Source organism: Bacillus sp. AFS031507, from assembly GCF_002584635.1.
Taxonomy (GTDB): Bacteria; Bacillota; Bacilli; order Bacillales; family Cytobacillaceae; genus Neobacillus.
This window is the reverse complement of sequence record NZ_NUOW01000029.1, coordinates 1-19,014: the sequence shown is the minus strand read 5'-3', so window position 1 is coordinate 19,014 and position 19,014 is coordinate 1. Positions and strand designations below refer to the sequence as shown.

Below are 19,014 nucleotides of genomic sequence, written 5' to 3'. Positions count from 1 at the left end.
TTCATATCCATTTGCTGTTGCCCATAATCCATTCGGCGCATGAACCTTAATGATCGCCATTAACATAGTTCCTGCAATCAAAATTCCTGCAAGCGGGGTTAATAGTCCTAAAGCAAACAAAAGTCCCCCAATAAGTTCTGCTAAACCTGCGAAAAGAGCCATGATCACTCCTGGTTTCATGCCAATGGATTCAAACCAGCCTCCTGTACCTTTTAAACCATAACCACCGAACCAACCAAATAATTTTTGAGCACCGTGACCTACAAATAGTAAACCAATTACCAAACGTATTATTAATAAACCAATATCTATCATCTTAGAATCCTCCTAAATATTATTTATCTCGATTTCGAGATATTTTATTAAAAAAAATGAAAGTTTAAACTTTATTCTTTACTTTTTTCATAAGATTCACCAGCGTCTCTGCCTCATCAGAATCTAATGCTTCAAACATTTGATTAACTAACTCATGATATTTCGGCATGATGTCATTCATCAATTCATTTCCATCATCAGTCAATGTCACATGTATCACCCGGCGATCATCTGGACAGGCATGACGGCTTAATAAACCTCTTTGTTCTAGTTTATCTAAACAATAGGTCATCGAACCACTTGAGACCAATATGCAATTTCCAATTTGTTGAATCGTTTGTTTCCCTTTTTGATAAAGTACCTCTAAAACTGAAAATTCCGTAATACCAAGCTTATTTTTTGCCATTTCCTCCTTTATTCGATCATGAATTGCTTTAGATGTTTGCATTAATAAAAGAAAGGGTAAATTCGAGCATTTCCTCTCCATTTAGTGCATCCCCTTATAAAATCTCGAATTAAAATATCTTGAATATGAGATAATAATAATACTTATAAATTTTTTTGTCAATAACCTTTTTTTTATTGAATAAAAGGGATGCTTCAATAGTAGTTGAAACATCTCTTTTACTATCCTGTTTAGCTTCTACAACGAGACATACGCCTCATAAATCATTTTCTCTTTGATAGTTGAACAGTAGACTCTCTTAGTACAGTTTTTTATTTATTTACTTTTATCTAGTACATTTTTCAAGGTATTCTCAATATTTTCAGCCATTTCCTTTAGTTTAGGGTCATCAATCATACCAACCATCATTGTAGGTTTAGGTAAGCCAATTTTGGTTATTCCATTACTTTGATAAACAGTTATTTTACATGGTAGAAAATAACCGACCAGTTCATTTGTTTCAATAACCTTTGCTGCTTCAACTGGATTACAAACTTCTAAGATTCGATATGGATTTTTGTAGCTTTCTACTCCTTTTTCTTGTAACTTGGCTGGAAGATCGAGCTGCCACAAAACGCCAAAATTTTCTTCCTTTAAATTTTGCTCCAAGGATGAAATTGCTTCCTCGACTGAATTTCTGCTCTCTACTGTATAATGAAACATTCCTAGGTTCACTCCTTTTAAACAAGAATACCTAACCAAATTTTAAAGGTTGTAATTACAATTAAAGTAGCTAGAGCTATTTGCAAAACTTTTGTATTTAATTTTTTACCTATCAGCACTCCAAGAGGGGATGCAATAAGACTAACGGTTACCACAAGTAATGCAGGGAGAATAGGTACTTGCCCTGTTATGACTTTCCCTATTGTTCCTCCAATTGAAGATAGAAATGTAATGGCTAAGGAGGTTGCAATTGTGATACGGATAGGAATTTTCAACACCACTAGCATAATAGGAACCAGAATAAATGATCCGCCAGCCCCCACTACTCCAGAAGCAAGTCCAACGAAAAAGGCTAGGATTGTCGCCAATCCTTTATTAAAATCACCGCTCCACTGAAATTCCAATTCCTTTTTAGGAACCAACATAAGTACCCCAGCTAATAACGCCACTAGCCCATAAATTACATTGATACTCTTCTCTGAAAAGAAGTGTGAGCTATAACTCCCAATCAGACTTCCAACTAAGATGCTAGACCCCATATAAACAATCAAAGTTTTTTTTATATATCCTCCATTTCGGTGTGCCCACATACCCCCAATTGCTGCAAAAAATACTTGAACCGCAACTACTCCAGAGACTTCATGGGCTGTTAACCCATGAAAACCTAATAACGGAGGAATATATAAAAGAAGGGGGAAATTAATGATGGCTCCGCCAATTCCCAACATGCCTGAGAATAATGAACCGATAAATCCGATGATTAATATGGTGAGAATCAAGCCAATCTCCATAATCTCGCCACCTTACATGACTTAGTAATTAACAATTACCCTTTTTTTAAGTAGAATTTTAAAACACCGTTTTCTTCGGTATATTCTAACAATTCATGTCCACCTGACTTTGCCCAAGCACTTAAATCGTTTTTTGCCCCTTTATCGGTGGCGAGAATCTCTAAAATTTGTCCACTTACTAATTGATCCATTGCTTTTTTTGTTTTAACAATTGGCATTGGGCAGGCAAGGCCTTTTGCATCTATGATTTTATCTGATTTCATTTTTATAGTTCCTCCTAGTTATTATTCATGAACCGCACAACGATTTGATCCAATTTCCATTTCTCGTTGCATCTCTGCATCAGGCGTTATTTTCCCCATATTGGTTTGACGAATTTCTTGATAGGAATTTGGTTGTGGAGGTAAGTTTTCCGTTACCAATTTGCGAAATTCAGCTTCTTTCAAATTAAGCCCTGTATTTCTTTCATATAATTCACCTAAATTTGCACTTACTTCTCCGTTTCCTCCGAGTTCAGAAATTCTAGAAAAGTGAGCTGGTAAAACCATTAAATCTTTAGGGAACAGTGTGTATTTGTTATAAAGAGACTCTCTAAGGTCAGCTACCCAGTCCTCCGCCTTACCAGCCAAATCTGGTCGACCGATGGACTCTACAAACAAAATGTCTCCTGATAATAAATACTTTTCATCAACGACTAAAGATGTGCTTCCGATTGTATGCCCAGGAGTATAAAAAGGATTCACAGCTACTTTTGTATTGCCAACCACAATATCGTTTCCTTCTACCAACCCTGTATAATTAAAAACAACTTCCTCCGCATCATTTGGAGGCAAATAATAGGTTGCTCCTGTTTTTTCTGCAATATTTCTTCCACCAGAAATATGATCGGCATGAAGATGAGTGTCCACAACATGTTTAATTTGAATATTATGAGCTGATGCAAATGATTCATACTCTTCAATCATTCGGGATGCATCTACAATTACTGCTTCCCCATTTGATTCGATTAAGTAAGATAAACAACCCTTTCCAATTCGAACAAATTGATAGATGCTTCCTCCATCTTTTAAATCACCAATTTTAACGGGCTCTAAATGTTCACTCCATTCCTTCATTCCACCTTTAAGGTAGTGAACAGTGAGTCCTTTATCAGACAACATTTCAGCAACCATAATCGATGACCCTTCCTTTGCACATACCACTAATATCTCTTTATCTGTTGGAAGTTTATCAATGATTTCTTCCACTCCGTCAAGTAAGTCAAAATACGGCACATTTAGATATTCAAAGTTCACACCTTCGATTTTCCAATCTTTAAAATCATTTTCATTACGAACATCTAAAATAAATAAACTTTCTTGATTGAACACTTTCTTCGTTACCGCTTTACTTGTCAACTGCAATACCGACACTTCCCATACCCCCTACAGTATATTTTTTCATAAAATTTTTTCTAAATAATCGGTACTTATATTAATCCACTGATTTTTCCGTTACACCATTCCATTCACTCATACCTGGAACGACATTTTTAACTTGTGTGAATCCAGCTGATGCTAATTTTTGTGCAGCTAGATCACTTCGGTTTCCAGTTCTACAAACAACATATATTTCAGTCTCTTTATCGAACTGATTCAAATAGTTATCTAATTCACCTAATGGTGCAGATTTGGCATATGGAATATGGTTAAAAGCATATTCGGCTGATTCACGAACATCCAAAACAATCATATTTTTCTTTTCTTCTAAAGCTTTTAGTAATTCATCATTAGAAATCACATCTGGGTGCTTTTTTTCTTCCTTTTCTTCGGTACCTGCTTTACGAATATAATGCTTTAAAACTTGACCTTCCTCAATTGTTCCTAAGTATTGATTTCCTGTACTATTAGCCCATGCCTTCATATCAGCTATTGACCCTTTGTCTGTCGCTTGGACTTCTATTACTTGACCCGCTTTTAAGCTGTTCATTGCCTTTTTTGTTTTTACAATGGGCATCGGACAAGCTAATCCTTTTGCGTCTAAAACAATATTTGTTTGAATCATCGTAATCCTCCAGCTTATACCACTATGGGTATACTTTATTGTAAAAAAATTATTGTATTGGACCTTGCCACTCCAACATGCCACCAGACAAGTTAATTACTTTGTTAAATAGGAACCAAGAAACTAAAGCAATCAATAAAACATTAAACAGGTTACCACTATCAAACATGACAGAACCTCCTTTATTTTTATTGACAGTTTATATAAATAAATTAACATTCCCGTCTGATGCTTCTCCTAAGTATGCGGCAACTCCAGCATACTCAATGCCATCCATTAATTCTTCCTGTTGTAATCCAAGTAAATCCATGGTCATGGTACAAGCGATTAATTTTACTTCTTGCTCTTGTGCCAATTCAATCAACTGTGGAAGTGTCATGGCATTATGTTTCTTAATTACATGTTGAATCATTTTAGGACCCATACCAGCAAAGTTCATTTTAGATAATCCCATTTTTGATGCACCCTGGGGCATCATCTTTCCAAACATTTTTTCTAGGAATCCCTTTTTTACTGGTTTCTGTTCCTCTTTACGTAGTGCGTTCAAACCCCAAAAGGTATGAAAAATAGTCACTTCATGATCATAAGCGGCTGCTCCATTTGCAATAATATAAGCTGCCATTGCTTTGTCATAATCTCCACTAAATAAGACAATTGTTGTTTTTTTCTTCTGTTCAGTCATGATTTGTCCTCCTTGTATATATACCCACATGGGTATATATTTGTTCAAAAAAATACCTTCTTTGAAATTTTATAAAATACCGTTACCCCTATGGGTATATTACTATACAAAAGATAAGTTCGTCAACCTAATTTAAATAAGGTTGATGAACTTTTTATCGGCTCTTGATTAATAATTCAACAGCTTCTTTTACAAGATGTTCCGTTGCTTCACCTTTTTCAACATTTTCCCTTACACATTGTTCTAGATTTTTACTAACAATAACACCCATCGTACGGTCGATTGCACTTCTTGCTGCGGATAATTGAGTAATGATTTCCCTACAATCTTTTCCTTGTTCCATCATGCTTAAAACACCTTTAATTTGTCCTTCAATTCGCTTTAAGCGATTTTTAACATCTTTATCGTATTCCACTAGCTTCACCTCATTCTATATTTTTGCCTACAAGGGCAATTTATTAACATATAACTAGCTATTTTCAAGCCCATTGAGGTTAATAAGCGTAATCCAAAATTGAGCTCTAATTTATTTGATGCTACAACATGGATTTTTCGTTGGGGATTTCTTTAAACAATATTAAATAAATATTATTTTACACCACCTGTCAAATGAGATGATATACCCAACAGGGTATATTGTCAATAATATTAAAATTGCAACCCATCCAAAAAAATTCAAATATGATTGGCATTTCAAGAGATAAATATTACCCATTAAGGAGCATGTATTCTAAAAGTAAAACAGATGATGAATTTAACAAAAAAATTCGACTAGGCTAATTGCTAACTCGCCCTGTTAGCCATCCATGAAGCATTAACCTTAACTGGTTCCCATTTTATTTGGATAACCTTAAGGAAACCTTAAGTTCTTAACGGTAGAAAACAATGAAACAACAACGGACCATTCTAGTAAAACTTTAATTAGTGAAAAAATGTTGTGTCCCCCGTTAACTGAAAAGGGAGCCCCTAGGCTCCCTTTTCGAACATTAATGGATCGAATTCATCGACGCATGTTTGACGACAACGCGGCGGATGAAGAACGCCATAGCCAGACCGATTAGCGTAACGGTCAACGTGAACAAGAACACGTTCTGTGAGCCGAACGTCATCGCGTTAGCCATCTCAGTCTGTTTCGTTGGCGTTGGGGAGTTGTGCAAATACTTATCCATACCGCTTGTAAGGATGATAATGGCAATCGCTGTTCCAATTGCTCCTGCGACCTGCTGAAGCGTGTTCATGACTGCAGTACCATGTGGGTAAAGCTCCGGTGGCAGCTCGTTCAGCCCGTTAGTCTGCGCCGGCATCCAGACCATTGAGATACCGACCATTAATCCGATATGCAATGAGACGATAAAAGCAATCGAAGAAGCAGACGATATGTCGGATAGAAACCATATCGATATCGCGACGACGATGAGACCTGGAATAACTAGCCACTTCGGCCCATATTTATCGAACAAACTCCCCATGCGCGGCGACAGGATGCCATTCAACGCGCTGCCCGGCAACAGCATAAGTCCAGCGGTAAACGGTGACAGGCTCATACCATTCTGAAGGAACATTGGCAGAATAATCATGCTAGACAAGATAATCATCATCGATGACAGTACCAAAAGCAGCCCCACGTTGTACATCGGGTACTTGAAGACGCGCAAGTCCATCATAGGTTCGCGCATAACTGTCTGCCGTCGCGTGAACAACACGAGTGCGACTAGCCCGATGATGATTGAAGTGACCACGACCGGGCTGGTCCAGCCTTCGGTGCCTTCTCCTGCCTTGCTGAAGCCGAAGACAACGCCACCGAAGCCGATCGTTGATAATACAACTGACAATAGATCAATACGAGGTTTCGTCACCTCTGTTACGTTTTCCAAATACTTCAACCCTACCAAAAGCCCTATCACCAAAAAAGGCAGTGATAGCCAAAATATATAATGCCATGTTAAGTATTCAATTAGGAGACCAGCTACTGTCGGGCCGGTCGCCGGTGCGAACATAATGACAAGTCCGACAAACCCCATCGCCGCCCCCCGTTTCTCAGGTGGATACACGACGAGGATCGTATTGAACATGAGCGGAATCAACAGGCCCATTCCGACCGCCTGTAAAACACGAGCGACCATAAGAATTTCGAAATTGAATGCGAGCGCCGCAATTAAAGTGCCGACAATCAAGCTCGTAAGAGAACCAGTAAACAATTGCCTTGTCGTAAACCATTGTAGCAGTAACCCAGTCATCGGCATCAGAATGCCGAGTGTAAGTAAGAACCCTGTTGTCAACCACTGTGCGGTTGCAGCTGAAATTTGGAATACATCCATTAAATTACTAATCGCTATGTTGAGCGCCGTCTCGCTGAACATGCCAACGAAACCGCAGATAAGCAGCGACGCCATAATGGCTCGCGTATTGTATTGTTTCATTTTCGACTCCACTTCCCCCTACTAAAAATGTACACCTAATTCTTTATAAAGATTATTTTAGATTTTAACATTAACATATCCTTAATAAAACTAATTTATCTCCCTCCGTCTTCGGGTTTGTTTACCCCCACGTAATCGATGCTGACTTTAGAATGTGAGTCTAATATTTTACCATACATCTCTCCTGAAGATTCAACATAAAATCTTATTGAACTGATAAAAATTATCAATTATGGTATGATTGTATAAGTTAATTATTTAAGGAGTGAAATCATGAGTGTACATAAAGATTTAATTAAACATGCGGCAAATCAACATGAAACCTATCAAAAATTCTTAGCGCTCGATCAACAACGCGAACAATATATCGAAGAAGCGATTGAGTTATGTAAGCAAGGTAAACCTTTTTCAACCGATAAAATCAATGCAGTCACCAATAGTATTAATAAAATAAACCTGCGCTTTATTCCATCGAGGCAAAACGTTACGGGTGAAATGATCCAGGAATTCGTGAAAAAAAACTAATAATAAATAAAGAACGGACAGCATCGTTGAACTGTGACCCATAAAATGGACAGTTTAAAAAAAGACCGAATATTTTAAGCTGCTAATAAGTGACTCCGGTATTGTGCCGGAGTCATTTTATTTAGGCTCCATTGATATCCTTTCTAGTTCGTCTAGCTTTTTTAAGAATTCAAGCTCCGCTTCTAGGAATTTAATTCGTGCTTCAGCTTTCTTTAAGTTATCCTCAACTGAAAGAGGCTTTGAAGAGGGTCTACCAGTGCTTGCTTTTCCACGCCTTTCTTCCTTGTCTATTTTTCTCTTTGGTTATGAATAAACAGGCTGTTTTATTAGGACAGTATCATCCCGTGATACATATAAATACAGTGTAAATATATTTATAAAATTTATGGGGGAGAATTTTTTATGAGTGAAGACATGAATAATGACATCAATAAATATTTCATAGGAAAAGTAATCAGGGTTGATCGAGGCGGGCCAGAATCCAGAATTGGGAAGTTACTGGATGCAAGTGAAGATCATCTCTGCCTTCTGACAGAAGAAGACGGAGTCGTATACTACAACACTAAACATATTAAAAGTTTTACAGATAAAATAAAGGGGAAGATGGAATTCAACATTGAAGTTCCTAAAGATTTGAAATTTAATAAGGCGGATAATTTCCAAGACCTGCTTGACTCATTGAAATTAAAATGGGTACAAATTAATCGTGGCGGTCCTGAGAGGTTAGAGGGTGTAATCAGTGATGTAAGTAAAAATTTTGTTTCTTTGATCCATAATGAGGAATGCGTTCGTCTTTCCATGTTCCACATTAAAAATATTAGTCATGGAGTAAAAGTTGAAAAGGCTGAATCCGAAAAACAAAAGTCAGGTCAAAATAAAAAAAATAAGACCAAAAGTAGCAAAAAGGGACCCTTGCATAAAACAGTTGTTAAAGATGCTGATCTAACAAATCTCTTATCCTCGATGGAAAAGTTTTTACGAAATTATTCAAAAAACAAATGAACTTAAATTAGAAACATTTGCGAATAAGTCTTGCACCTTTTAGTTTAAGAAGAAGCCTCAATATTTTAATTAGAAAAAGCAGGCTAGGTTTCCCTATTCCTGCTTAAATCCCATTAACTCCGATATATGTAATAATTCAATGTTGTTAAACGATAACCCCTAATTTTTGACCCTCTAGTGAATACCTTTAATTCCATTATATTACTTTAAATTTAAGAATACGTTATTAAATTTTGTACCTTTTTGAACATTTACCTTGTTCAGCTTACCTGCTCACTTTAAAAATTCTATATTTCAGAGGTATAAAGTATTTTTAAAAATAGTATAAATATAGTATTACGGGCATAAATCTCTCCAACCTAGTTCGACATATTTACTGTTCCTTCGGAACAATGGAATCGCGTCAACTTTAGAATTTGTCAATTCAGTCACACTAAAAATACTAATGTGCAAAAAGTGGAAGAAAATTTAGGAGGATTTTATGTCATTAAGCTTTGCGTATAAATTATATAAATTTTGTAAATGATGAGACTAAAGTTTACGAAAAATCTTAAAAACCACAATAGATTGAAGCCTATTGTGGTTTTTAGTCTACTCTCAGGAAAAATATTTTTAATATAAGAATAATTGATAAAAATGTATTGGAGGTTTTTATGCATGTCTTTAAGTCAAGTTCTACAAAAACGCATTATTTTTCACCAATATAAAAATTGGTATGTGCTGGATGATGAATTTTATTGGGACATCAAAACATTATACAATACTATTTTTAAATACTTAGACTCAAATTTTAATATTCCAGTTATTTTTTGTTCTATTCGTCAAGCGAATAAAATTATTTGTGACTTAGGTGATGAAGAAGATGAATATTTACGATTCGCTTCAGGTATTTATTGGAGAGAATTAAAGATTATCTTTATTTTTCGCTTCAATGAATATATCCCATTAATTGAGACTCTTTTTCATGAATTTCGTCATGTTATGCAAGACTTCAATCCTGATTTTAGACATCATTTTGAATGGGATAAAAAATTACCTTATCTAGAACGAACTACTGAAATTGATGCCTTTCAATTTGCTAAAGAAAAAACCAATGAATATCTAGCATCTGAATCATATAAAAAAGTTGACTTATAATCAGTTCAAAAAAAGGAACCATTCCACTCAGGGAGATTAATCCTTTACTGGTTATATTTTTTTGTCGAGTTGGAAAACTCAAAAACTTTGTTTTGCTTTGGAACAAATAAACTAATTTCAATCAAAAGAACCCATTGTTTGTAATAATTCATTTGATTGTGGAGTGACGTAAATGGTTCGGCTTGGAAAAGCAACTTCCACTCCCTCTTCCTCTAATATTCCCATGATTTCTAAATTGATTTCATGTTTAATTTTAACGTGTTCTGCCCAAACAGTAGAATTCGTGAAAAAATAGATAAGAATATCGAGACTACTCTCATTATAATGATCGAATGCGACCATAATTGTATCCGGATGGATCTCTTCATGAATTCTCAAAAACTGTTCAATCCGTTTAACGACTATTTGAATTTGTTCTTTGGTGGTTTGATAGTTAAGTCCTAAGTGGAAAGAGATTCGTCTTTTCCCCATACGACTCCAATTGGTAATGGCCTCGTTTGCAAGTGTCGCATTTGGAACTGTAACCAGAGCTTGACTAAAAGTGCGAATTTTAGTACTTCTGAAATTAATATCTTCTACTATACCTTCCACGCTAGGTGTTAAAATCCAATCTCCAATGGAAAAAGGTTTTTCTGTTACAATCACGATTCCACCAATTAGATTTCCAACCGCTTCTTTTGCAGCTAAAGCAAATGCCAGACCCCCTAACCCAAGGCCTGCCACCAACCCATTTACGTCATAATCAAATTCCTGGCCAATAATGCTTATACTGATTGCAATAATGATGACACGGATCGTTCTTGATATAAACGGTAAAAGAATTAAATCAATCTTATTGTTGATCTTTTGATTAACACTTATTAAGATCCCCGAAGTAGGAGATGACAAATTAAACAATCCCCATGTAATTAAAACAATCACCATAGAACGTAAAAATTTTAAAAATAACGCATTTTGTTGTTCTATAAAAGGGAAATAATCCATTGCTAAATACAAACCTACAATTATAAAGAACCATCCTAAAGGACGTTCAAACCCTAAACAAATTTTTGTGAAAAAATCAGTCGGTGTTATTCTAGACAATTTTAAAATCAACTGAAACACATACTTTGTAAATAAGTTTCTAAAAAGAATAAATAAAACCAAAATACCTATAGAAATTCCTAAATTTTTTAACATGTCATAGTCTATCCCCGCCATTGAAAAAGCCATGACAAATGAACCAAAAGACATTCTAATATACCTTCTCTCTTTTTACGATAATTTTTTTAGCACCACAATTGATAGAAAACTCAATGTTATGTGGAAAAATAAGACCCACGTATACCGGCTTTTGAAATTATTACATCCTCATATAATAACTTTTCAAACAAGATATTTGAATACAACAAAAGTCTTAGATTATAGAAATAATTCTGCTTCAGAAAATGGTGAGAGGCGAAAAAGGAAGGGTCTAATCATCTGTAAGCAATTATACAAACTACAAAACGGAGACAAAGGTTACTGTATAAACGGGGTTCATACAACTTGTTAGGGCTGATTCTTCAACTCAAGCACCCATTAGATCAACAAGGAAATCTATCAAATAAGGTTTATGTTCAATTAATAACACGATTTATATATAATATAATGTAAGAATCACATGATCAGTACTCATCATAATCAGAAAGGTGATAATAGAATGGAAAATTTTTATCTGTTTGTCATTATGTGTATTTTTCTAATTATTTTACCTGGTCCCGATACGGCAATTGCTACAAAAAATACTGTCACCGTTGGGAGAATCGGGGGTCTTAAAACAGCTTTAGGTACTTGTTGTGCCCTTCTTATCCATACTTCTGCTGCTGTATTAGGACTTTCAGCCATCATTGTGAAATCAGCATTATTATTTTCTGTCTTCAAATACGTTGGCGCTGTTTACTTAATTTATCTGGGTGTTAAGACATTATGGTCTTTGAAGAAAAAGGAAGAAACTGCAACCGTTGCGGTGAACACAAAAAGCCAAATTGTAAACACATCTTGTTTTAAACAAGGGTTCATTACAAATATCCTAAATCCCAAAGTTGCTGTCTTTTTCTTAACCTTTTTGCCTCAATTCGTGGACTCTGGAAGCAATACCTTTAAACCGTTTCTTATAATGGGTATGACTTATACTCTATTGACTGCCGTATGGTTTTTACTTTATATCTATTTAATTAATCAGATTAGTTCATTTATGAAAAAACCTAAAACACAAGATATTATTGAAGGAATCACAGGTACTATACTGATAGGTTTCGGTATTAAACTAGCTCTTGAAAAGACTCATAATTAGATCATTTTTATTTATTATGTAAGACCCTTGATTTCCCTCAATCAAAGGGTCTTATTTTTGCCGGAGTAAAAAAAGCAGATCAGATTATCCATGGTATCAATCGGGAAAATGATATAAAACATCTTGCTAAGAACAGATAAAACATACTCAAAACAGAATTGGGGGACACTAAAGATAGGAGATGATAGATGTGAAATTAAAGATATTAATCTTATCTTTACTTGTAGTATTTTCTTTTGTTGCGCCGCAATTCATAAAAGCTGACAGGATCTCTGAAATTAAAGTCATATCAGATGACGCCAATCCGTTTATGAACGAACTCATCCTGACGAAAGAATACAAAGAAAAATTTAATAAACGAATATATGGACCTGGTTATTTTCCCTTTAAGATTACGCATGTGAGCGGGAAAATTTCTGGCGAGAAAATTACTTTATATTATAAGAATGTGAAAACGCCCTGTGTAGTGAAAATACAAGCAGAGCCAACGGCAGGCGAAATCATTTTGCCAAAAGGAAACATGTATAAACCAACAAAACTTCAAAAAGGCTACAAAGGTTTTATCGGGGAATTACCGGAGGGATATGAATTAATCTTGTTAATCGATAATATCCAGTACAACGTAAAGTTGATTGGTAACAGTACCAATTATAAACCATCTAAAAGTGATTTAATTAAGGTCGTAAATTCGATGTTTCCACCCAAATGACGACAGTTAAGAATAAATTAAACAATTACATTTTTGTAGGCGAGATTCATAAACTACCTTCATAAATCTCAATCGACTCTCCCAGTGGTTGTGATTTGTTTTTCCTTGTTGTTGATAAAGGTCCAAAGATTCCCGTTCCTGATAAAAGCTGGATTGACATAGCGCCAATTTAGGCGCTTTTATCTTTTTCATTGGAATTCCATGCTACTGCTCCAAATAAAGCTCCAATGATTAATATAATCCATTTTATTGCTTTTTTCATCTTCTTGCCCCCTTTGTTTCATCCTTTTTCTCAAATCTGATAATATCGAGGTAGTTTTTCTTGTTCAACAACTATTCTGTCCCGTTAGCATATTAACAAAAAGACTGCCCTTTTATCGCAGCCAGTTCTGAGAAAGACATCCCCTTTTCATATCTGCTTTATTTTTATACGAATTTTTCCAGAAAAGGGTTTCAATATAGTTTGATAATTTGAGCCACATTTAATCAACGACTGACACTCCTATAACATCCTCGAAATTAATCCGCCGAAACTCGCCTCCCAGTAGTTCAATCCGAAGTTGGTACGATATGGGATCAACGTTATGAATGCGACCGGTTATATCTGATGTAAAGCCGTTAGACCATATCGTTATCTTTATCGACAGGTTGTACTCCATCGCATAGCAGATACGTCGGTCAAACTCTTCCTTCTCGTATTCATCAATCATTGGCTTTATAATTCGCTCTTGGTCGGTCCATAGATCTCGCTGTGCCTTAATTAACTCCGGCATTCCAAACGCAAACTGCCATTTCTTTTTACCGCGGTCTCGTATCGCCATATAACTCACCTCGTAATCATTATATACGAACAAATGTTCTGTAGATACACAAAAATAAATAGGACCAATTTAGGTCCTAAATTTAAAATCATTAGTTGATACTTGTTTATTTCGCAACATAATCAGCAGGTAAATCCTCCTTACTATTCTTCCTTCTTGTTCCTACTAATTGTTTTAATAATAATTGTATTAAAGCAACAATTTTATCAATGACAACTATTAACTTCCTTTTAAAATTAAAAAATATAATTACTTACGCAGACCCAGTGTGTCCTGTTGTTATTTCGACTTCCTCATGAGGTTTGGTTCTCCATAAGATAAACAACGAGAAAATCACAATTGCGAGACACGCCCAATAAACATGACGAAATCCTATAAACTGAGCAATCATACCGCCACCCATATTTCCCACTAGCCTTCCAATGATGGACCCGTTGTAATAAATCGTTGTGGACATCCCCGGTGAACCAGGTAATAAGTTAGTGAAATAGCTTAGTCCATTGCCCATGACAATCGCTACATACGTTGCCTGTAGAAGCTGTGCTGCAATAAGTTGCCAGGATTGGGTCGATATACTTAAGAAAGTATAATAGATAAGAGCTACAAAACAACCGAACATAATTAAGGAATGGTTCGATATGTTTCTGCCCAGGGCACCTAATAAAAGCATAATGGGAATTTCCAAACCAGCAGAAATACTCACGACTAAAGCGACATCCGTATGCGTACCACGGAGTTCATTTACAATAAACAACGGCGTGTTAATTCCATTAATAGCATTGACTGCAAAAAGAAAGATAAAGGAGATAAACGGAAGCATGATTTGCCTGCTTTTAAGTGAAAAGGTGCCTATACTTTTGATCTTCCTGTCATTGCGTTGAACAGATTTTCGTTTTTGCAGAAACAGGAAGACAAGAGATGTGATCGATAGATAGATGGCGGATGTCCCAAGAAAAAGTCCCTTGTATCCAAGTGCCCCCAAAATAAATGTACCAACTAATGGTCCTATTAGGAATCCGAGAGATACAAGGGAACGTAATGTAGACATCGCAAATGTCTTATCATCATTTTGGCTTGCATTTGCGGATACCTGTGCAGAGGCGTAGATTTGCGGCATGGCAGGAGTCCCTAATCCATTAAAAAGAGTAATCACAATCAACAGAATAATGAAGTTATGCAAAACTAAATACGAAGCATAACCCAAGGCAGATGAAATCATGGCTATTATAATCAACCATTTTCGATCCAGCCCGCCATCCGATCGTTTAGCAATTAGCGAATTGACCACCACTCCGCTTAATGAACTCACTGCCATGAAAACGCCAAAGGCTCCCACACTCATTCCCAAATCTTCTATAGCATACAAGGATAAATATGGCTGTGTAATGGAAATTCCGATACCAACCAGCAGCACACAAATGACGAATAAACTATATCCTTTTATTGCAAACAGTTTTTTTACGCGTGTATACAACTTTTAGTCCTCCTCCTTAGTTCTCACACAATTGTTGTTTTATTTAATTCCGGACATAAAAAATTTTCAATAAAACTTTGACCTCCTTATTATGCAATAAATGAATAAGAAACCCATTTCCCATTCCTACCAAATGATTGCCTAATACTATCACAGCCAGTTCCGCAATCGGAGAATATGCATTAGAATAGAACTAGCAAGAATAAAGAAACAAGGAGGATTCTATGACTGATTCAATCTATAAAAACCAGGTTGAGCTCGCCAAAATTATAGAGAAATATTCAGGACAGGATGGTGCTCACGTAACTGCGATTCCGTCTTTATTTTTTCTTCGCCGCTCCAATGTTACCGAATTAAATCACAGAATTTACAAGCCTTCCATATGCATTATCGTTCAAGGTGCGAAGGAGATATTTCTGGCACACGAACGCTTTAGGTACGGTCCTAGTGATTATCTTGTTGCATCGGTTGATCTGCCTGTTTCCGGGCAAGTGACGGAAGCCTCTCCCGACGTTCCGTATTTGGCACTCAATCTTGTATTCACACCAAGTCAAATCTTAGAAGTTATACGTGATTTTAAAATTCAAGGCGAAAAAAAAGGAAATGCTAAGCGTGGTATGTTTGTGAGCCCAATTGAGTCATCGATGTTAGATGCGGTAATCAGGTTAGCTCGTTTGCTAGAAAATCCGAACGATATTCCGGCACTTGCTCCTCTATATACGAAGGAAATTCTCTATAGGGTTTTGCAAGGTCAACATGGAGGGTCGCTGGAACAAATTGCAATAGAAGGAAGCTCTACCTTTCTTATCAGAGACGTTATCGAACAGATCATGAATAACTATGATCGCTCTTTTCGGATTGAGGAACTTGCGGAGATAGCAAATATGAGTGTTTCTTCACTTCATCGGCACTTTAAAGAGGTAACCGCGATGAGCCCAATTCAATTCCAAAAACAACTGAGATTACAAAAAGCGCGGCAATTGTTATTGTCCGAGTCAACAGATGCCGCTGATGTCGCATTCCGGGTTGGTTATGAAAGTCCATCGCAATTTAGCCGTGAATATTCCCGCATGTTTGGTTTTCCACCCAAAGAAGATATAAAGCGCTTGAGGGAGAACTATGACGAAACGATAAACGTGTAAATCCCCTGCCTAATAGTGGGGGTTCTTTTGTGTGGAGGAAAGGACAATTTTCAAGTGGGATGCAAACAAAACTGTAGTTGAAAAGGTAATAATCTCCCCCTACTTAAAAAGGGAAAGATGATGAAAATTATTTTTTTATATAATGAAGCATAGCAAGTTGACCTAATTTTTCTACTTTGGTTAATGTGTAATTTAGAGTAATATCATCTCCGATATAAAGAGAGATTCCTTTCCCTAAAATAATAGGTGCAATGGCAAGTTGGAATTCATCAATTAAATTTTCTTTAAAAAATTCACGAGCTAAGTTTCCTCCACCAATTAACCATATATCTTTACCAGGCTTTTGTTTTATATTATTAATGAAAGTTTTGACATCTTCATCAATAAATGAAGCATATTCATCTGATCCACTAACAGATTTAGAAAATACATAATTTTTATAATCACTATAAGGATATTTCATATCAAATCCACGAATGACATCATAAGTTCCTTTTCCCATAACAACAGTGTCAATTCTTTCTAGGAGTGAATTGTAGCCAGAATCTCCTTCTACTTCTGTTGATTCTAACCATTCTAATGTACCATCATCATTTGCAATATAGCCATCAATTGAAGTACCAATGTATAAAATAATGTTACGCTGTTTTTTCATCAATTAACTGAACCCCCTCGGAACATAAACTTGATATTTCTTCATACTTATAATTTTTTTTGTCAATAACCTTTTTTATCTTAAGTTAGATATAAATTTTGTTTTTTCTTGTTGAACTAAACTGCTACGTTAGTCGAAGAACACAAAATCCGGCTATGTAGCCGGATTTTCAACACTTAAACCCGTTAATTCAATAACATTTTTATGTAAATTATCATTCATCAAGGGAAAATTTAGTTTCGTATAAACATTTCTCATAACTCTCATCATTTGATCGACTAACTCAGATCTTCCGTAGGCTGTATTCTCATTATCCCTTGTATGCTTTCTGCAATTTCACAAGATCAAATTTCTTCATTTTTAGAAATGCTTCCGTTAGGCGCGCAAGTTGCTCTGGTGTGCCCTTGCTCATCATCTCGTCCATCACACTTGGCACAATCTGCCAGGATAAGCCATTCTTATCTTTCAGCCAGCCGCATTGCTCGGCTTCAGGAACTGCAGAGAGCCTTTCCCAGTAGCAATCAATCTCTTCTTGTGTGTCGCAGTACACCATAAATGAGATTGCCTCGTTAAAACTGAATTTGTGCTCGTGCGCGCTATCCATTGCGGTAAACCACTGATTTTCAAGCATGAATTCAGAGAACATGATTGTTCCTTCTTTGTCAGGTTCCATGCCTTTAGGGTAGCGGGCGATAAGTCCCTGCTTTGCGTTCTTAAAGACTGATAAATAAAAATTCATAGCCTCTTCCGCTTTGCCGCATTTATCGCCGACAAACAAAAGTGACGGCACTAATGCAGGCCGCTCTTCACCTTCTGGATTGGTAAGGATTAACTGCCAAGACAAACCAAACTTATCCTGAATCCAACCATACTTCTCACTGAACGGATACTTATCAAGTGGCATTAACGCTGTGCCCCCTTCGGACAATTTGTTCCAAACCTCATTTATTTTTTCTCTCGCGTCTTTTTCTCGCGATGGGTCAAAATTAACTATGAAAGACACCGACGGATTGAACTTGAACAACGGTCCTGCGCTGATTGCCATGAACTTCTGCCCCCAAAGCTCAAAAGAGACTATATCGGAGTCGCCTGATGGTGTGTCGTGGATTGTTGTTACATCCGTAATTTTTGAGTCTGGGAATACGGAAGCATAAAACTCGGCTGCTTCTTTTGCCTCCTTGTCATACCATAAATGCGGAACGATTTTTTGATTTGTTTTTGACATAGTTATTCCTCCTTAATTTTTATTCGACAAGAATATGACCAAAATTACAGTATAAAGAAATTAGTTATCATTCCAATTTATTTTACCATTTTCATTCTGATATGGTATTTGAAGAAGAAACACATTATTTGTTAGAAAAGGTAATTTTTCAAAACATTTTTTCATTTGTTTAAAGTTTGTTATAAACTTTAACAACTACAGTTCCAAATAGTTTATCCCCAAAATAAGCATTTAACTTCCATATTCCACTCTTTGGTAGTGACATACTTGATGGAGTGTGTCGATCTGCCTCCATTATTAGGTCCACCAACATCTTTGCTATCTAACAATATTATTTGTTCTCCTTCATTTTCGTGTGTTGCAACAACTTTTAGTTTACCATTGAACTCCTGGTCTTTTCCCCAAAAATGCCACATATATTTTTGAGTTTATTGGGATAAAATCTTACAATCTCACTATCATCATGAGTATCCCCATAGCTGAAGCTAGGGGTTTCGAAAGAATAGGCTTTAAAGCCGCATTGTCTTTACAAGGGCTACCACAAGTCCCGCTACTACATCAGGCCGAGGCCTTCAGCTTTGCCTTTCTTTTCTTCATGATGATTATTTTTCGTGGGGATTGGAGGAACTGTTTTCTCTCCAGTCCTTCGAA

22 protein-coding genes are annotated in these 19,014 nt (G+C 36.1%); 6 read left to right on the top strand and 16 right to left on the bottom strand.

The annotated features are described in order from the left end of the window. From COE25_RS23740 to COE25_RS23695, 10 genes are all read right to left on the bottom strand, one after another. Positions 1–315: DoxX family protein (locus COE25_RS23740; RefSeq protein WP_098934391.1), on the bottom strand; the 315-nt coding region annotated here is incomplete at its 3' end. A 64-nt stretch (positions 316–379) separates the two neighbouring features. Then, positions 380–802, bottom strand: a complete 423-nt coding sequence (locus COE25_RS23735; RefSeq protein ID WP_098934390.1) for a MarR family winged helix-turn-helix transcriptional regulator — start codon at positions 800–802, stop codon at positions 380–382. Positions 803–1,036: 234 nt separating this feature from the next. Beyond that, a complete protein-coding gene (locus COE25_RS23730) occupies positions 1,037–1,423 on the bottom strand; it encodes a DUF302 domain-containing protein (RefSeq protein ID WP_098934389.1) in 387 nt (128 codons plus the stop codon). A 17-nt stretch (positions 1,424–1,440) separates the two neighbouring features. Next, on the bottom strand, positions 1,441–2,214 hold the full coding sequence (locus COE25_RS23725; RefSeq protein WP_098934388.1) for a sulfite exporter TauE/SafE family protein: 774 nt from the start codon (positions 2,212–2,214) through the stop codon (positions 1,441–1,443). A 35-nt stretch (positions 2,215–2,249) separates the two neighbouring features. Beyond that, complete coding sequence (locus COE25_RS23720; RefSeq protein WP_098934387.1) at positions 2,250–2,477, bottom strand: sulfurtransferase TusA family protein; 228 nt, start codon at positions 2,475–2,477, stop codon at positions 2,250–2,252. Between the two features lie 21 nt (positions 2,478–2,498). Beyond that, positions 2,499–3,626 carry an MBL fold metallo-hydrolase gene (locus COE25_RS23715; protein WP_098934386.1) on the bottom strand — a complete coding sequence of 376 codons (1,128 nt, stop codon included), beginning with the start codon at positions 3,624–3,626 and terminating at the stop codon, positions 2,499–2,501. A gap of 61 nt (positions 3,627–3,687) precedes the next feature. Then, a complete protein-coding gene (locus tag COE25_RS23710; RefSeq protein ID WP_373605372.1) occupies positions 3,688–4,257 on the bottom strand; it encodes a sulfurtransferase TusA family protein in 570 nt (189 codons plus the stop codon). 199 nt (positions 4,258–4,456) lie between these two features. Continuing rightward, entirely contained in the window at positions 4,457–4,939 is a 483-nt protein-coding gene (locus COE25_RS23705) for a DsrE/DsrF/DrsH-like family protein (protein WP_098934385.1), read from the bottom strand. 154 nt (positions 4,940–5,093) lie between these two features. Continuing rightward, the gene (locus tag COE25_RS23700) at positions 5,094–5,354 is read right to left on the bottom strand and encodes a metal-sensitive transcriptional regulator (RefSeq protein ID WP_098934384.1); all 261 of its coding nucleotides are present in this window, start codon (positions 5,352–5,354) and stop codon (positions 5,094–5,096) included. Between the two features lie 571 nt (positions 5,355–5,925). Further along, positions 5,926–7,359: an MDR family MFS transporter gene (locus tag COE25_RS23695; protein WP_098934383.1), complete on the bottom strand. Its 1,434-nt coding sequence runs from the start codon at positions 7,357–7,359 to the stop codon at positions 5,926–5,928. A 273-nt stretch (positions 7,360–7,632) separates the two neighbouring features. On the opposite strand from COE25_RS23695, the gene COE25_RS23690 reads away from it, so the two are divergent. The 3 genes from COE25_RS23690 to COE25_RS23680 all read left to right on the top strand — a co-directional run bounded on the left by COE25_RS23690 (position 7,633) and on the right by COE25_RS23680 (position 10,023). Beyond that, on the top strand, positions 7,633–7,884 hold the full coding sequence (locus tag COE25_RS23690) for a DUF2533 family protein (RefSeq protein WP_088087674.1): 252 nt from the start codon (positions 7,633–7,635) through the stop codon (positions 7,882–7,884). Positions 7,885–8,286: 402 nt separating this feature from the next. After that, positions 8,287–8,886, top strand: a complete 600-nt coding sequence (locus COE25_RS23685) for a hypothetical protein (RefSeq protein ID WP_098934382.1) — start codon at positions 8,287–8,289, stop codon at positions 8,884–8,886. 657 nt (positions 8,887–9,543) lie between these two features. Beyond that, positions 9,544–10,023 carry a DUF3920 family protein gene (locus COE25_RS23680; RefSeq protein ID WP_098934381.1) on the top strand — a complete coding sequence of 160 codons (480 nt, stop codon included), beginning with the start codon at positions 9,544–9,546 and terminating at the stop codon, positions 10,021–10,023. 117 nt (positions 10,024–10,140) lie between these two features. Here the strand turns inward: COE25_RS23680 and COE25_RS23675 are convergent, their stop codons facing one another. Then, positions 10,141–11,256, bottom strand: a complete 1,116-nt coding sequence (locus COE25_RS23675; protein ID WP_257208941.1) for a mechanosensitive ion channel family protein — start codon at positions 11,254–11,256, stop codon at positions 10,141–10,143. 448 nt (positions 11,257–11,704) lie between these two features. Here COE25_RS23675 and COE25_RS23670 point away from each other — a divergent pair, with 448 nt between their 5' ends. Beyond that, on the top strand, positions 11,705–12,337 hold the full coding sequence (locus tag COE25_RS23670; protein WP_098934380.1) for a LysE family translocator: 633 nt from the start codon (positions 11,705–11,707) through the stop codon (positions 12,335–12,337). 190 nt (positions 12,338–12,527) lie between these two features. Beyond that, positions 12,528–13,046: a hypothetical protein gene (locus COE25_RS23665; RefSeq protein WP_098934379.1), complete on the top strand. Its 519-nt coding sequence runs from the start codon at positions 12,528–12,530 to the stop codon at positions 13,044–13,046. 482 nt (positions 13,047–13,528) lie between these two features. Here COE25_RS23665 and COE25_RS23660 read toward each other — a convergent pair whose 3' ends face one another. Beyond that, the gene (locus tag COE25_RS23660; RefSeq protein ID WP_088087669.1) at positions 13,529–13,867 is read right to left on the bottom strand and encodes a YolD-like family protein; all 339 of its coding nucleotides are present in this window, start codon (positions 13,865–13,867) and stop codon (positions 13,529–13,531) included. A gap of 253 nt (positions 13,868–14,120) precedes the next feature. Then, positions 14,121–15,341 carry a sugar efflux transporter gene (locus COE25_RS23655; RefSeq protein WP_098934378.1) on the bottom strand — a complete coding sequence of 407 codons (1,221 nt, stop codon included), beginning with the start codon at positions 15,339–15,341 and terminating at the stop codon, positions 14,121–14,123. Between the two features lie 224 nt (positions 15,342–15,565). Between COE25_RS23655 and COE25_RS23650 the strand changes: the two genes are divergently transcribed. Then, entirely contained in the window at positions 15,566–16,483 is a 918-nt protein-coding gene (locus COE25_RS23650) for an AraC family transcriptional regulator (protein ID WP_098934377.1), read from the top strand. 127 nt (positions 16,484–16,610) lie between these two features. Here the strand turns inward: COE25_RS23650 and COE25_RS23645 are convergent, their stop codons facing one another. The 3 genes from COE25_RS23645 to COE25_RS31830 form a co-directional block, all read right to left on the bottom strand. Beyond that, entirely contained in the window at positions 16,611–17,138 is a 528-nt protein-coding gene (locus COE25_RS23645; RefSeq protein ID WP_098934392.1) for a dihydrofolate reductase family protein, read from the bottom strand. A 310-nt stretch (positions 17,139–17,448) separates the two neighbouring features. Next, complete coding sequence (locus COE25_RS23640) at positions 17,449–18,363, bottom strand: VOC family protein (protein ID WP_098934376.1); 915 nt, start codon at positions 18,361–18,363, stop codon at positions 17,449–17,451. 169 nt (positions 18,364–18,532) lie between these two features. Then, complete coding sequence (locus tag COE25_RS31830; protein WP_257208940.1) at positions 18,533–18,658, bottom strand: DUF4871 domain-containing protein; 126 nt, start codon at positions 18,656–18,658, stop codon at positions 18,533–18,535. Between the last annotated feature and the right edge of the window lie 356 nt (positions 18,659–19,014).

What these genes read in the sequence shown, in the direction of transcription:
- COE25_RS23735 (WP_098934390.1), bottom strand. Translation starts at nt 802, where the DNA reads ATGGAGAGGAAATGCTCGAATTTACCCTTTCTTTTATTAATGCAAACA.
- COE25_RS23730 (WP_098934389.1), bottom strand. Translation starts at nt 1,423, where the DNA reads ATGTTTCATTATACAGTAGAGAGCAGAAATTCAGTCGAGGAAGCAATT.
- COE25_RS23725 (WP_098934388.1), bottom strand. Translation starts at nt 2,214, where the DNA reads ATGGAGATTGGCTTGATTCTCACCATATTAATCATCGGATTTATCGGT.
- COE25_RS23720 (WP_098934387.1), bottom strand. Translation starts at nt 2,477, where the DNA reads ATGAAATCAGATAAAATCATAGATGCAAAAGGCCTTGCCTGCCCAATG.
- COE25_RS23710 (WP_373605372.1), bottom strand. Translation starts at nt 4,257, where the DNA reads ATGATTCAAACAAATATTGTTTTAGACGCAAAAGGATTAGCTTGTCCG.
- COE25_RS23705 (WP_098934385.1), bottom strand. Translation starts at nt 4,939, where the DNA reads ATGACTGAACAGAAGAAAAAAACAACAATTGTCTTATTTAGTGGAGAT.
- COE25_RS23695 (WP_098934383.1), bottom strand. Translation starts at nt 7,359, where the DNA reads ATGAAACAATACAATACGCGAGCCATTATGGCGTCGCTGCTTATCTGC.
- COE25_RS23690 (WP_088087674.1), top strand. Translation starts at nt 7,633, where the DNA reads ATGAGTGTACATAAAGATTTAATTAAACATGCGGCAAATCAACATGAA.
- COE25_RS23685 (WP_098934382.1), top strand. Translation starts at nt 8,287, where the DNA reads ATGAGTGAAGACATGAATAATGACATCAATAAATATTTCATAGGAAAA.
- COE25_RS23680 (WP_098934381.1), top strand. Translation starts at nt 9,544, where the DNA reads ATGTCTTTAAGTCAAGTTCTACAAAAACGCATTATTTTTCACCAATAT.
- COE25_RS23675 (WP_257208941.1), bottom strand. Translation starts at nt 11,256, where the DNA reads ATGTCTTTTGGTTCATTTGTCATGGCTTTTTCAATGGCGGGGATAGAC.
- COE25_RS23670 (WP_098934380.1), top strand. Translation starts at nt 11,705, where the DNA reads ATGGAAAATTTTTATCTGTTTGTCATTATGTGTATTTTTCTAATTATT.
- COE25_RS23660 (WP_088087669.1), bottom strand. Translation starts at nt 13,867, where the DNA reads ATGGCGATACGAGACCGCGGTAAAAAGAAATGGCAGTTTGCGTTTGGA.
- COE25_RS23650 (WP_098934377.1), top strand. Translation starts at nt 15,566, where the DNA reads ATGACTGATTCAATCTATAAAAACCAGGTTGAGCTCGCCAAAATTATA.
- COE25_RS23645 (WP_098934392.1), bottom strand. Translation starts at nt 17,138, where the DNA reads ATGAAAAAACAGCGTAACATTATTTTATACATTGGTACTTCAATTGAT.
- COE25_RS23640 (WP_098934376.1), bottom strand. Translation starts at nt 18,363, where the DNA reads ATGTCAAAAACAAATCAAAAAATCGTTCCGCATTTATGGTATGACAAG.
- COE25_RS31830 (WP_257208940.1), bottom strand. Translation starts at nt 18,658, where the DNA reads ATGGAGGCAGATCGACACACTCCATCAAGTATGTCACTACCAAAGAGT.